The organism is Actinacidiphila polyblastidii (genome assembly GCF_036353415.1).
GTDB lineage: Bacteria > Actinomycetota > Actinomycetes > Streptomycetales > Streptomycetaceae > Actinacidiphila > Actinacidiphila polyblastidii.
The window spans coordinates 264,156-277,036 of record NZ_JAZEWV010000004.1 but is presented as its reverse complement, the minus strand read 5'-3'; the positions used below and the strand labels follow the sequence as shown (position 1 = coordinate 277,036).

At 73.4% G+C, this 12,881-nt stretch carries 11 protein-coding genes; 5 read left to right on the top strand and 6 right to left on the bottom strand.

Features of this window, described 5'->3' with window-relative positions:
* Positions 1-182: 182 nt before the first annotated feature.
* Complete coding sequence (gene egtA, locus V2S66_RS08075) at positions 183-1,484, bottom strand: ergothioneine biosynthesis glutamate--cysteine ligase EgtA (protein WP_330793829.1); 1,302 nt, start codon at positions 1,482-1,484, stop codon at positions 183-185.
* A 400-nt stretch (positions 1,485-1,884) separates the two neighbouring features.
* On the opposite strand from egtA, the gene V2S66_RS08070 reads away from it, so the two are divergent.
* The 4 genes from V2S66_RS08070 to V2S66_RS08055 all read left to right on the top strand — a co-directional run bounded on the left by V2S66_RS08070 (position 1,885) and on the right by V2S66_RS08055 (position 6,545).
* A complete protein-coding gene (locus tag V2S66_RS08070; protein WP_330793828.1) occupies positions 1,885-2,904 on the top strand; it encodes a polyprenyl synthetase family protein in 1,020 nt (339 codons plus the stop codon).
* 303 nt (positions 2,905-3,207) lie between these two features.
* Complete coding sequence (locus tag V2S66_RS08065) at positions 3,208-4,506, top strand: LolA family protein (protein WP_330793827.1); 1,299 nt, start codon at positions 3,208-3,210, stop codon at positions 4,504-4,506.
* Positions 4,507-4,603: 97 nt separating this feature from the next.
* The gene (locus V2S66_RS08060) at positions 4,604-5,581 is read left to right on the top strand and encodes an ABC transporter ATP-binding protein (protein WP_330793826.1); all 978 of its coding nucleotides are present in this window, start codon (positions 4,604-4,606) and stop codon (positions 5,579-5,581) included.
* A complete protein-coding gene (locus V2S66_RS08055; RefSeq protein ID WP_330793825.1) occupies positions 5,568-6,545 on the top strand; it encodes an ABC transporter permease in 978 nt (325 codons plus the stop codon). The genes V2S66_RS08060 and V2S66_RS08055 overlap by 14 nt, the downstream gene beginning before the upstream one ends.
* Before the next feature lie 58 nt (positions 6,546-6,603).
* Here the strand turns inward: V2S66_RS08055 and V2S66_RS08050 are convergent, their stop codons facing one another.
* The 3 genes from V2S66_RS08050 to V2S66_RS08040 all read right to left on the bottom strand — a co-directional run bounded on the left by V2S66_RS08050 (position 6,604) and on the right by V2S66_RS08040 (position 9,247).
* Complete coding sequence (locus V2S66_RS08050) at positions 6,604-7,179, bottom strand: flavodoxin family protein (RefSeq protein WP_330793824.1); 576 nt, start codon at positions 7,177-7,179, stop codon at positions 6,604-6,606.
* A 49-nt stretch (positions 7,180-7,228) separates the two neighbouring features.
* Positions 7,229-8,206 (bottom strand): EamA family transporter RarD, encoded by a 978-nt coding sequence (gene rarD / locus V2S66_RS08045; RefSeq protein WP_330793823.1) that lies wholly within the window; start codon positions 8,204-8,206, stop codon positions 7,229-7,231.
* A 168-nt stretch (positions 8,207-8,374) separates the two neighbouring features.
* On the bottom strand, positions 8,375-9,247 hold the full coding sequence (locus V2S66_RS08040; RefSeq protein WP_330793821.1) for an NmrA family NAD(P)-binding protein: 873 nt from the start codon (positions 9,245-9,247) through the stop codon (positions 8,375-8,377).
* Between the two features lie 106 nt (positions 9,248-9,353).
* Here V2S66_RS08040 and V2S66_RS08035 point away from each other — a divergent pair, with 106 nt between their 5' ends.
* Complete coding sequence (locus V2S66_RS08035) at positions 9,354-9,725, top strand: winged helix-turn-helix transcriptional regulator (protein WP_330793819.1); 372 nt, start codon at positions 9,354-9,356, stop codon at positions 9,723-9,725.
* Positions 9,726-9,825: 100 nt separating this feature from the next.
* Here V2S66_RS08035 and V2S66_RS08030 read toward each other — a convergent pair whose 3' ends face one another.
* The gene (locus tag V2S66_RS08030; protein ID WP_330793818.1) at positions 9,826-10,917 is read right to left on the bottom strand and encodes a 2-oxoacid:ferredoxin oxidoreductase subunit beta; all 1,092 of its coding nucleotides are present in this window, start codon (positions 10,915-10,917) and stop codon (positions 9,826-9,828) included.
* Entirely contained in the window at positions 10,910-12,850 is a 1,941-nt protein-coding gene (locus V2S66_RS08025) for a 2-oxoacid:acceptor oxidoreductase subunit alpha (RefSeq protein WP_330793817.1), read from the bottom strand. Before V2S66_RS08025 ends, V2S66_RS08030 begins: the two co-directional genes overlap by 8 nt.
* Between the last annotated feature and the right edge of the window lie 31 nt (positions 12,851-12,881).

Genomic DNA, 12,881 nt, shown 5'->3' with positions numbered 1-12,881 from the left:
GTCCTGCGGCGGGCGCGTTCCAGGGCGGCACGGGCCGTGGCGACCGGGTCGCGGGGCGCCCCGGCCGCCGGGTCGGGCGTGGCCTGCGGGTCGGAAGGGGCTGCACGGTCGGACGGTGCGGGGGTTCGGGCAGTGTCGCTGCCCGTCGTGGAGGGGTTGGTCACGGCATGCCTTCCAGGGGGTCAGGCGCGGCTGAGCGCGTCCAACTGGTCATGGGCGGGACATCGGCCTCGTTCGGGATAGCGCTCGGCGAAGTCGGACAGCGCCCGGCGCAGCCGCGGGGGCGCGTCGGAGCGCGCCAGAGCGCTCTCCGCGGCGGCGAAGCAGGCGCGCGCCGCCTTCGCCAGGTCCGGGTCGGCCAGGCCGATCCGGCTGGCGCGGCGCCACACCTCGTCGGCCGGGATCGGCGCACCGTCCGCGCACAGCGGTTCGGTGGCCGCGCGGGCCGCGTCCGCGGCGACCGGATCGTCCAGCAGGGTCGCCGCCAGCACGGTCGGCACGATCCAGTCGTCGCCGTCCTGGGCGTCGATCATCCGCAGCTCCAGCCAGCCGCGGGGGCGGACCGGCGGGAACAGCGTGCTGAGGTGGTAGTCGAGATCGGCGGTGGTCGGCCGGCGCAGCCCGGGAGCGGCGCCGCGCAGCCAGCCGCGGAAGGTCAGACCCGGCGGCGCCGACCAGTCGGAGCCGCCGCCGTCCGCGCCGCCGGAGTCGGAGTGCTCCTCGTCGGGCACCCGTACGCACAGCACGCGGGCGTCCAGCGCGTACCGCGCCCAGGCGGTACGGGGGTCGGGATGGTGCCGGGGATGCCGGGTCCGGCCGGGGTCCATCCGGTTCCAGGTGGCCTGCCGGGTGGACAGCCACCCGGTGGCGCGGCCGCCGCTGTAGGGGGAGTTGGCGAAGGCGGCGACGAGCACCGGGCCGATCCGGTGGGAGAGCGCCCATCGGCTGCGGTAGCCCGTGATGCCGTCGTGGTCCTCACCGCTGTCCAGGTTGATCTGGAGCGAGGCGGTACGCCGCATCATGGTGCGGCCCCAGGGCCCCTCGCGGTCGAAGAAGTGCTCCATGGCCCGGTAGCGGGGATGGTCGAGCACGCGGGGCGGGTTCCTGAGCGGGTCGAGGCCCTTGCCGACGAGGACCAGTCCTGCCTGGTCGGCGGCCTGCCGCAGTACGGCCAGATCCATGGCCATCGCCTCGACGCACGCGCCGAGGGTGGGGGCGGGCGGGGAGCTGAGCTCCACCTGTCCGCCTGGTTCACGGGTGAGTCTGCTGCCCCGGGGAAGCGCGCCCGGAGCCTCGACCGGCGCGAGTGCCGCGTCCAGCCTGTCGACGGGTATCACCGCGCGGGGGTCGGAGCGGTCCTGAACCAGCCACTCCAGCTCCACGCCGGTCCGCTCGGGCGGACCCGTCTTGAAGCAGACACCGTGCACATGGGCTTCGGCGTCGTCCTCCTTGAGGTCCGCCAGGTCGTCAAGGTCGGCTGCCATCGATCCACCTCCTCTCTCTTGGGTCGGGTACAGGGTCTTCTGCTCCCGAAGCGAGGACATGTCACATGTTGCTGCCGTGAGTGTAATTCGCCTCGCCGCGGAAGGGTCTTGGTTCCTGATGAAGGAGCCTTCGGTCAAGCATTCGAAATCAGCCCTTCATTCCCCGTCGCCCCGGTGTCATCCTTTCGAGTGAGACAAACCTGCGCAATTCCCGTAATCGGGATTATACGTGCAGTGATCGTGTCCGGCTCGGCGCGCTACCCCTGAGGGGGGCCATGCCCCGGCGGTGATCCACAGCGGACCGGCTACGCTGCCGGTAGGGGCAGTACCCGCTGCGCCGGAGAGCACGGACCGAGCACGGATCCCGCCAGAAGCCAGATCAGCGACAGGAGTACCCCTCGTGACCGTCGTCGGGCCCTTCGGGTTGAGCGTGTGGGACGAGGCCCTCGAGGCCGACATCCAGGCCGGACTCGCGGCCGTGGAGGAGGGCCTGCTCGAGGCCACCAAGAGCGACGCGCCCTTCATCACCGACGCGGCCCGCCACCTGCTCCAGGCGGGTGGCAAGCGGTTCCGGCCGATGCTCGTGATGCTGGGGGCGCAGTTCGGCGATCCGCACGCCCCCGGGGTGGTGCCCGCCGCCGTCGTCATCGAGCTGACCCATCTGGCCACGCTGTACCACGACGACGTGATGGACGAGGCCGAGGTGCGCCGCGGGGTGCCCAGCGCCAACACCCGCTGGGGCAACTCGGTGGCCGTGCTGACCGGCGACTTCCTCTTCTCCCGCGCCTCCCACCTGCTGGCCGACCTGGGCCCAGAGGCGGTGCGGGTGCAGGCCGAGGCGTTCGAGCGGCTGGTCACCGGCCAGATCATGGAGACGGTCGGCCCGCCGGAGGGTCGCGACCCGCTCGACCACTACCTGGAGGTCATCTCCGGGAAGACCAGCGCCCTGTTCGCGGTCTCCGGCCGGTTCGGCGCGATGATGTCCGGCGCGGACGACTCGGTGATCAGCGTGCTCACCCAGTACGGGGAGCGGATCGGGATGGCCTTCCAGCTGGCCGACGACGTCCTGGACATCGCCAGCGACAGCCACGAGTCCGGCAAGACCCCCGGCACCGACCTGCGCGAGGGCATCCCGACGCTGCCGGTGCTGCACCTGCGCAAGTGGCGCGCCCAGGGCAGGGGATCGGACTCCCCGGCCGACCGCAGGCTCAACGAACTGCTCGACGGCGACCTGACCGACGACGCCCTGCACGCCGAGGCGCTGGAGCTGCTGCGCGCCCACCCGGCCCTGGAGCAGGCCAGGCGCGACACCGTGCGCTACGCCGACGAGGCCCGCAGTGCGCTGGCCCCGCTGCCCGACTGCCCGGCGAAGTTCGCGCTGGCCGGGATGTGCGAAGCGGTCGTCCACCGGGCGGGCTGAGCCGCAGGGGGCTGTCCCGGGGCGGGCCGACCCCGCGGCGGGCCGAGCCGGGCCGCGTGCGCTCGGCGGTGTGACCCGGCCACCCGGGGGCAGACCCCTAGGGGAAGTGCGTCCAGGCGTGTACGGGACCGCCGTTCGTCATCCCGCGGGCGTACATTCGGTTGCATCCGTCGGCTGATGTGCGGGACCGGCCGGTTTGGTGTGATGGAGACACCACTTCACGGCGGACCGGGCGACAATGGGCCCGGGGAGTGGACGAGTGCGCAGCAGACCGACCGCCGCGACGACGGAGGTAGAAACGCAATGGCACGCATCCAACCGGCACCGTATCCCGGTCCTGACGACGGCGGCGACGACGGCGGGGGCGCCCGGGGACGGCGCCGCAAGGCGGCGCGGTACGCGGTTCCGGTCGCCGTGGCGGGCGTGGCGGCGGCGACCATCAGCCTGGTCCCGGCGCTCGCCGACAGCGGAGACCCGTCGCTGCCCACCCTCACCGCCCAGCAACTGCTGACGAAGATGGCGGGATCCGACACCCAGACCGTCGACGGCACCGTGAAGGTGACCACCGACCTCGGCCTGCCCGCGGGGTTCTCCGGCGGCGCCGGCAGCCTCTTCGGCGGCTCCGGGCCCTCCGGCGGCGGCCCCGGAGCGGGGCAGGGTTCGGCCGCGGCGCCGCAGAGCCACCTCACCGCGCTGCTCGACGGCACCCACACCCTGCACGTGAGCGCGGACGGCCAGGACCGGCAGAAGATCTCGCTGCTCGAACCGGCCGCCGAGTACAGCGTCATCCACAACGGCGCCCAGCTGTGGGCGTATGACAGCGCGTCCGACCAGGCCTACCACCAGACGCTCCCGCAGGACGCGCAGGCCCGCGCGCAGGACCGGCAGCGCTCCGCGGACTTCCCCGCGACGCCGCAGGCGGCCGCGCAGGCGATCCTCAAGGCGGCCGACGGCACCGCCTCGATCACCGTGGCCGGCACCGCCCGCGTCGCCGGCCACAGCGCCTACCAGCTGCTGATCACCCCTCAGCACGCCGACACCACCACGATCGGCGCGATCCGGATAGCGGTCGACGCGAAGACCGGCGTGCCGCTCAAGGTCACGCTGACCCCCAGGAGCGGCGGCAAGGCGGTCTTCGACGTCGGTTTCACCAAGGTCGGCTTCGGCAGGCCCGCCGCGAGCACCTTCGCCTTCACCCCGCCCAAGGGCGTGAAGGTCACCGAGGGCGGCTCGTCGTCCGCCGACCACCGGGAGCGCCCGCAGACGCCCCACGGCGCCGAGGCCGGGCCGACGGTGCTCGGCAAGGGCTGGGACTCCATCGCCGTCATCACCTCTCCCGGCGGCGCGCTCGACAAGACCGGCACGTCGGGGGCGGACGGCGCTGAGGGGCTCTTCGGCGGCGGCGCGCACGGCAAGCGCGGCGGCCACGGCGGCGACTCCCCGCTGAACGCCTTCGGCAAGCAGGTCACCGGCAGTTTCGGCACCGGCACCCTCTTCCACACCCGGCTGGTCAACGCACTGCTGACCGACAAGGGCACGCTCTACGTCGGCGCGGTCACCGAGTCCGCGCTGACCGACGCGGCGGGGGCCGCGGCGAAGTAGCGGACGGCCCACGGCAGGACTCCGGCCCGCCGCCCCGCCGAGACGGGGCGCGGGCCGGGCGGAGCGATCGAGGAGAGCGAGAGCAGCGGTGGACGGCGTGGCCGAAGGCGAGCCCGACGGCGGGGGCGGCCCCGACCCGGGCGACGTGGTGATCGAGACGCGCGGTCTCGCCAAGCAGTACCGCGGCACGCTCGCGGTGGACGGCCTGGACCTGCGGGTGCCGCGCGGCAGCGTCTTCGGCTTCCTCGGTCCCAACGGCTCGGGCAAGACCACCACCATCCGCATGCTGATGGGCCTGATCGCACCCACCGCGGGCAGCGCCCGGGTGCTGGGCAGCCCGATGCCCCAGGCGGTGCGCTCGGTGCTGCCCCGGGTCGGCGCCCTCATCGAGGGCCCGGCGCTCTACGGCTTCCTGTCCGGCCGCGACAACCTGCTGCGCTACGACGCGGCCGACCCGACCGCGGACCCCCGCACCCGGGTCGCCCGGGTCGGCGCGGCGCTGGACCGGGTGGGGTTGTCGGCCGCGGCCGGGAAGCGGGCCAAGGCGTACTCGCTGGGCATGAAGCAGCGCCTGGGCCTGGCCGCGGCGCTGCTGCAGCCCCGGGAGCTGCTGGTGCTGGACGAGCCGACCAACGGCCTGGACCCGCAGGGGATGCGGGAGATCCGCGGCCTGGTCAGGGGGCTCGCCGCGGACGGCACCACGGTCTTCCTCTCCTCGCACCTGCTCGACGAGATCGAGCAGGTGTGCACCCACGCGGCGGTGATGGCCCGCGGCCGGCTGATCACCCAGGGGCCGGTCGCGGACCTGTCCGCGGGCGCCCTCGGGCGGCTCGCGGTGACCACCCCGGACGTGGGCGACGCCGCCCGGATCCTCGCGGAGCACGGCGTGCGGGACCTGACCACCGCCGGCGGCCGGGTCACCGGCGAACTGCCGGCCGAGCCGCCGGACCTGGCGGAGCTGAACGCGGCCCTGGTCACCGCCGGTGTGCGGGTCCGCGGCTTCGGCCTCGAACGCGCCTCGCTGGAGGACACGTTCGTGGCCCTGACGGGGGAGGGCTTCGATGTCGCGGGCTGAACGACTGGCGGCCGGACCGCCCGAGCGCACCGGCGCCCCGGCGGCCGGCGCGGCCGCGGTCACCGCGGCCGCCGCGGTGGCGGGCCCGGAAGGGCGTCCGGCGCCGGGCGTCCCGCGGGCGCCGCGCCTGGTGTGGTCGCTCGGCCTGCTGCGGTCCGAGCTGGTCACCGTCTTCCGCCGCGGGCGCACCCTCGCCCTGTTCGCGGTGCTGGCGGGCGTCCCGCTGCTGGTCGGCATCGCGGTCAGGATCGAGACGCACGGCGGCGGCTCGGCGGGCGGCGGCCGCGGCGACGGCCCCGCCTTCATCGAACAGGTCAGCAACAACGGCCTGTTCCTGACCTTCGCCTCGCTCGCCGCGACGCTGCCGTTCTTCCTGCCGATGGCCGTCGGCGTGGTGGCGGGCGACGCGGTGGCCGGCGAGGCGGGCGGCGGCACCCTGCGCTATCTGCTGGTCGCCCCGGCCGGCCGCACCCGGCTGCTGGCCGTCAAGTACCTGTCGGTGCTGGCCTTCTGCGTCGCGGCCACCGTCGTGGTCGCGGTGTCCGCGCTGGTGGTGGGGTTCGCGCTGTTCCCGGTCGGGGACGTGACCACGCTCTCCGGCACGACGCTGTCGCTCTCGGACGGGATGCTGCGGGCGCTGCTGATCGCGCTGCTGGTGGCGGCCTCGCTGGTCGGGATGGGAGCGCTCGGCCTGTTCGTGTCCACCCTGACCGACAGCGGGATCGGCGCGATGGCCACCACCGTCGGGCTGCTGATCACCGTGCAGATCGTGGACACCATCCCGCAGCTGCACGCCGTCCAGCCGTATCTCTTCCCGCACTACTGGCTGAGCTTCGCCGATGTGCTGCGCGACCCTATGCAGTGGGACGGCGTCGTGCGGAACCTGGGCCTGCAGGCGCTGTACGCCGCGGTGTTCGGCTCGGCCGCATGGGCCCGCTTCAGTACCCGGGACGTCACCGCGTAGCCCGCCCCGGCCCCGGCCTCCGCACCCGGTCGACGGTCAGCGGTCGGTGGCCGCTCGGTCAGTGGTCGAAGAAGGTCTTCGCCCGGCGCAGCGCCTCCTCGTCCCGCAGGACGTCTCCTGGCCGGTTGCCGTAGCCGAGCAGGACGCCGCCGAACCGCATGCCCATGTAGTCCGCGGTCCTGTTCAGCGTGCCGATCAGCGGGTCGGCGGCGGAGAGGTCCTCGTCGGCGAGCGCGGACACGCCCCACAGGGTGCGGCCGGCCATCCTGGCCCGGAAGTCCACCCCCGGCGCCCGCAGCCAGCCCGACCAGTGGTCCAGGTACTGCTTGACGGAGGTGCTCACCGCGTACCAGTACAGCGGTGAGGCGATGACCAGGTCGGTCGCCGTCAGGGTGGCGTCGAGCAGCGTGGCGCCGTGGCCCTCGGGGAGGGTCCAGCGGGTCCGGTCGTCGTGCCGGTGGTCGGTGAAGGAGGGCAGCGGCAGCTCGCTCAGGTGCAGCCAGCGCTGCGGCACGCCCTGGGGCAGCTGCTCGGCGGCGCGGCGCGCCAGCAGTTCGGTGTTGCCGTCCCTGCGGGTGCTGCCCAGCAGGAACAGGAAGCTGCGGGAGGCGTCCACTCGCGGGGTTTCATGCATGCGCATATGTTGCGCGCGAGCCGAACGCCGGTCAAGCCCGGGCCTACGGTCAGGCGGAGGCGTCGGCGGGCGGGCCGCCGGCCGCTCCCGGCAGCGCCGCGGCCTGCGGGGGCCGCGGCCGGCCCGCCGACGCGCGGGCCAGGGCGGCCCGGCCGCGGCGCGCGGCCCGCAGCGCGTCCCAGGTCAGCAGCACCAGGGCGGTCCACACCAGCAGGAACCCGGCCCACCGTTCGGCGGGCATCCGCTCGTGGAAGTGCAGCACCCCGATGAGGAACTGGAAGACCGGCGCCAGGTACTGCATCAGGCCGATCGTGGACAGCGGCAGCCGGTTCGCCGACATGCCGAAGCAGACCAGCGGCACCGCCGTGACCAGGCCGCTCAGCGCCAGCAGCGAGGCGTGCCCGGGGCCGTGGCCGGTGAAGGTCGCGTGGCCGCGGGCGCCGAGGACCAGCAGGAAGACCAGTGCGGGCACGAACTGCACGGAGGTCTCCGCCGCCAGCGACTCGAGGCCGCCCATCGCGATCTTCTTCTTCACCAGGCCGTAGACGCCGAAGGAGAACGCCAGGGTCAGCGCGATCCACGGCAGCCGTCCGTAGCCGACGGTCAGCACGACCACCGCGGCCGCGCCGACGCCGACCGCCGCCCACTGGGCCGGCCGCAGCCGTTCGTGCAGCACCAGCACGCCGAGCCCGATGGTGACCAGCGGGTTGATGAAGTAGCCGAGCGCGGTCTCCACCACGTGGCCGGAGTTGACGCCCCAGATGTACATGCCCCAGTTGACCGAGACCAGGGTGGCGGCGAGCGCCACCAGGGCGAGGCGCCGGGGCTGCCTGCGCAGTTCGCCCAGCCAGGCCCAGCGGCGCAGGACCAGCAGCAGGAGGGTGACCACGGCGAGCGACCACACCATCCGGTGGGCCAGGATCTCCAGCGCGCCCGCGGGCTCCAGCAGCGGCCAGTAGAGCGGGAACAGGCCCCACAGGCCGTAGGCCGCGAACCCGTAGGCCAGTCCCCTGCGCTGATCGCCCATCCTGATCGTCCTCCCCGCCCGTGCCGGGCGGCCGGTGGTGCGCGGCCGCCGGTCCGACGGTAGCGGGGACGCGGCCGGCCTGCCATGCCCGTATCAAAGGACGGTCATGACAGGCCGGAGGCGGTGCGTGCGGGAGGCCGCTGCCGCCCGGGGCTCGGGCCCGGTGGCTCAGCCCTGCGGGGCCTCGTCCAGCGCCGCCTGGACGGAGGCGCGCAGCGGGGTGGTCGGGCGGCCGATCAGGCGGGACAGGTCGCCGCTGGTGCGGGCCAGCAGGCCGCGGCCGATGGCGTGGTCGACGTCCACCAGGACCGCGGCGAACGCCTCGGGGAGCCCGGCGCCGACCAGGATGGCCTGGCGCTCCTCGCCCGGCACGTCGCGGTAGACGACCTCCTGGCCGGTCAGCTCGCTGATCACCGCGGCGTACTCCGGGAAGCTCCACGCGGTGTCGCCGCTCAGGTCGTACGCCGTGTTCTCGTGGCCCTCGCCGGCCAGCACGGCCGCGGCGGCCGCCGCGTAGTCGGCCCGCGCGGCCGAGGCGACCCGGCCCTCGCCGGCGTTGCCGATCACCGCGCCGTGCGCGAGCACGGGGGCGAGGTTGGCGGTGTAGACCTCGGTGTACCAGCCGTTGCGCAGGAAGACGTACGGCAGTCCGGAGGCGCGGATGTGCTCCTCGGTGGCCTTGTGCTCGTCCGCGAGCGCGAAGTCGGCGTCCGGGCCGCCCAGCACGCCCGTGTACACCAGCAGCGCGACGCCCGCCGCGGCGGCCGCGTCCACCACCGCCGTGTGCTGCGGGATCCTGCGGCCGACCTCGTTCGCGGAGATCAGCAGCACCCGGTCGCCCGCGCGGAAGACGTCCTTGAGCGTCTCCGGGTGGTCGTAGTCGGCGACCCGCAGCTCGACCCCCTGCGCGGCGAGGTCGGCGGCCTTGGCCTCGTCGCGGACGACCGCGGCGACCTCCCCCGCAGCGACACCGCGCTCCAGCAGATCCGCGACGACCAGGCGGCCGAGCTGGCCGGTGGCTCCGGTGACGACGATGCTCATGTGTGCTTCCGTTCTGTGGCGTTTCAGAGCTTCTTCCGCGTTCTGACGCCACCGTAACGTGAGCACTAACTTCTCGAAAGTACCCACCTTGAAGTAGGGTACATACGTGAAGGTAAGTGAGTACGCCGTCGGGTGCCCCGAGCGGGCCGTCCTGGAGCACGTCACCAGCACCTGGGGGGTGCTCGTGCTGATCGAGCTGTCCACCGGGACGCTGCGCTTCAGCGAGCTGCGCCGGCAGATCGGCGGGGTCAGCGAGAAGATGCTCACGCAGACGCTGCGCGTGCTGGAGCGGGACGGATTCGTGGCGCGTCTCGCGCATCCGGTGATCCCGCCGCGCGTCGACTACTCCCTCACCCCGCTCGGCGCGGACGCCGCCGTGCACGTCCGCGCCCTGGCCGACTGGACCACCGCCCACGTCTCCGAGGTCACCCGCGCCCAGTCCGCCTACGACGCCGCCTACGACGCCGCCGCCGTCTGACGCCGCCGTCTGACGCCGCCGTCTGACGGGCCGCCCCGACGGCGGCCCGCCGCGAGGGAGCGCGGGCCCACCGCGGGGTGCGGCAGGCGGGAGGCGGGCGCTAGCCGGCGACCGTCCAGGTGTCGCTGCCCGCGAGCAGCCGCCCCAGGTCTCCCGCGCCCTGCCGGGTGACCGCCGTGTCGAGTTGCTCCGCCATGTCCACGTCGTAGACCGGCCGCACGATGTCGCGGAGCACGCCGATCGGCGTGTGGTGGAGGGTGTCCGGGTCGGCGAGCCGGGACAGCGCGAACGCCGTGGTCGGGGAGGCGGCGTGCGCGTCGTGGACGAGCACCGCGTCCGTCCCCTCGGCGGTGACGTCGATGACCCGCAGGTCCCCGCTGGCCTGGTCGCGGACGACGCCCTTGACGCCGAGCCCGTCCGCGGCGGGTGCGCCGAACCGGATCGGCTGCCCGTGCTCCAGGTGGATCAGCGCCTCCTGGGCGCGCTCCTTGTCCTTGAGCGCGTCGAAGGCGCCGTCGTTGAAGATGTTGCAGTTCTGGTAGATCTCCACCAGCGCGGTCCCCGGGTGCGCGGCGGCCGCGCGCAGCACCGACTGGAGGTGCTTGCGGTCGGAGTCGATGGTGCGGGCGACGAAGGACGCCTCCGCGCCGATCGCCAGCGAGACCGGGTTGAACGGCGCGTCCAGCGAACCCATCGGCGTGGACTTGGTGATCTTGCCGATCTCCGAGGTGGGGCTGTACTGGCCCTTGGTCAGCCCGTAGATCCGGTTGTTGAAGAGCAGGATCTTCAGGTTGACGTTGCGCCGCAGCGCGTGGATCAGGTGGTTGCCGCCGATGGACAGGGCGTCCCCGTCCCCGGTGACGACCCACACGCTCAGGTCGCGGCGGCTGGCCGCCAGGCCGGTCGCGATGGCCGGGGCGCGGCCGTGGATGGAGTGCATGCCGTACGTGTTCATGTAGTACGGGAAGCGCGAGGAGCAGCCGATGCCGGAGACGAAGACGACGTTCTCGCGGGCCAGGCCCAGCTCCGGCATGAAGGACTGCACCGCGGCCAGCACCGCGTAGTCCCCGCAGCCGGGGCACCAGCGGACCTCCTGGTCGGACTTGAAGTCCTTCATGCTCTGCGGCGCGGGCGCCTTCGGCACCAGGGACAGCGCGGCGGCGGACGACAGGATCTCGACGGCCTCAGACATCGGTGTTCTCCTTCGCGATGGCCTGGGCCAGCTGTTCGGCCTTGAAGGGCAGTCCGGTGACCTGGTTGTAGGACTGGACGTCGACCAGGTACTTCGCGCGCAGCAGGTGGGCGAGCTGCCCGAGGTTCATCTCCGGCACGATCACCCGTTCGTAGGAGCGCAGCACCTCGCCGAGGTTGGCCGGGAAGGGGTTGAGGTGGCGCAGGTGGGCCTGCGCGACCGCGGCGCCCTCGCGGCGCACCCGGCGGACCGCGGCGGTGATCGGACCGTAGGTGGAGCCCCAGCCCAGCACCAGGGTGCGGGCCGCCCCGTCCGGGTCGTCGACCTCGATGTCCGGGACGGCGATGCCGTCGATCTTGGCCTGGCGGACCCGGACCATGTGGTCGTGGTTGGCCGGGTCGTAGGAGATGTTGCCGGTGCCGTCCTGCTTCTCGATGCCGCCGATGCGGTGTTCGAGGCCGGCGGTGCCGGGCACCGCCCAGGGGCGGGCCAGCGTCTGCGGGTCGCGTAGGTACGGCCAGAAGCTCTCCGTGCCGTCGGCCGCCGTGTGGTTCGGGCCCGCCGCGAACTCCACCGGGATCTCGGGCAGTTCGTGGAGTTCGGGGACGCGCCACGGCTCGGAGCCGTTGGCCAGGTAGCCGTCGGAGAGCAGCATCACCGGGGTGCGGTAGGTGACCGCGATGCGGGCCGCCTCCAGCGCGGCGGCGAAGCAGTCCCCGGGCGTGGCGGGGGCGACGATCGGCACCGGCGCCTCGCCGTTGCGCCCGTACATCGCCTGCAGCAGGTCGGCCTGCTCGGTCTTGGTGGGCAGCCCGGTGGAGGGGCCGCCGCGCTGGATGTCCACCACCAGCAGCGGCAGCTCCAGCGACACGGCGAGGCCGATCGTCTCGGACTTCAGGGCCACGCCGGGACCCGAGGTGGTGGTGACGGCCAGCGACCCGCCGAAGGACGCGCCGAGCGCGGCGCCGATCGCCGCGATCTCGTCCTCGGCCTGGAAGGTGCGCACCCCGAAGTTCTTGTGCCGCGACAGCTCGTGCAGGATGTCGGAGGCCGGGGTGATCGGGTAGGAGCCCAGGAACAGCGGCAGCCCGCTGCGCTGCGCGGCGGTGACCAGGCCGTACGCCAGCGCCAGGTTCCCCGAGATGTTGCGGTAGGTGCCGGCCGGGAACGCCGAGGCGGCCGGCGCGACCTGGTAGGAGACCGCGAAGTCCTCGGTGGTCTCGCCGAAGTTCCAGCCGGCCCGGTAGGCGGCGATGTTCGCCTCGGCGATGTCCGGCTTCTTCGCGAACTTCGAGCGCAGGAACGTCTCGGTTCCCTCGGTCGGCCGGTGGTACATCCACGACAGCAGGCCGAGCGCGAACATGTTCTTCGCCCGTTCGGCGTCCTTGCGGGCCAGCCCGGACTCCTTGAGCGCCTCCAGCGTCAGCGTGGTCAGCGGCACCGGGTGCACCGCGTACGCCTCCAGCGACCCGTCGTCGAGCGGGTTCGCGGCGTAGCCGACCTTCTGCATGGCGCGCTTGGTGAACTCGTCGGTGTTGACGATGATCTCCGCGCCCCGCGGCAGGTCCGCCAGGTTCGCCTTGAGCGCCGCCGGGTTCATCGCCACCAGCACGTCGGGGGCGTCGCCGGGGGTGAGGATGTCGTGGTCGGCGAAGTGCAGCTGGAAGGAGGACACGCCGGGCAGGGTGCCTGCGGGCGCGCGGATCTCGGCGGGGAAGTTCGGCAGCGTCGACAGGTCGTTGCCGAACGACGCGGTCTCCGAGGTGAAGCGGTCCCCGGTGAGCTGCATCCCGTCGCCCGAGTCACCGGCGAAGCGGATCACCACGCGGTCCAGCCGCCTGATCTCCTTGGCCGGTTTGCGCTGTACACCCAGGACGTCGGTCACAACAGGCTGAGAGGCCCCGTCGACGGGGCTGCTGACCTGGCTGGTCACGGAAACGGACCTCCTTCGAGGCGGCGGCTCA

Excerpts from the sequence above, each read along its gene's own strand:
- V2S66_RS08040 (WP_330793821.1), bottom strand. The coding sequence starts at position 9,247 with ATGAGCATCGTCGTCACCGGAGCCACCGGCCAGCTCGGCCGCCTGGTC.
- V2S66_RS08055 (WP_330793825.1), top strand. The coding sequence starts at position 5,568 with ATGTCGCGGGCTGAACGACTGGCGGCCGGACCGCCCGAGCGCACCGGC.
- V2S66_RS08065 (WP_330793827.1), top strand. The coding sequence starts at position 3,208 with ATGGCACGCATCCAACCGGCACCGTATCCCGGTCCTGACGACGGCGGC.
- egtA (WP_330793829.1), bottom strand. The coding sequence starts at position 1,484 with ATGGCAGCCGACCTTGACGACCTGGCGGACCTCAAGGAGGACGACGCC.
- V2S66_RS08030 (WP_330793818.1), bottom strand. The coding sequence starts at position 10,917 with ATGTCTGAGGCCGTCGAGATCCTGTCGTCCGCCGCCGCGCTGTCCCTG.
- rarD (WP_330793823.1), bottom strand. The coding sequence starts at position 8,206 with ATGGGCGATCAGCGCAGGGGACTGGCCTACGGGTTCGCGGCCTACGGC.
- V2S66_RS08050 (WP_330793824.1), bottom strand. The coding sequence starts at position 7,179 with ATGCATGAAACCCCGCGAGTGGACGCCTCCCGCAGCTTCCTGTTCCTG.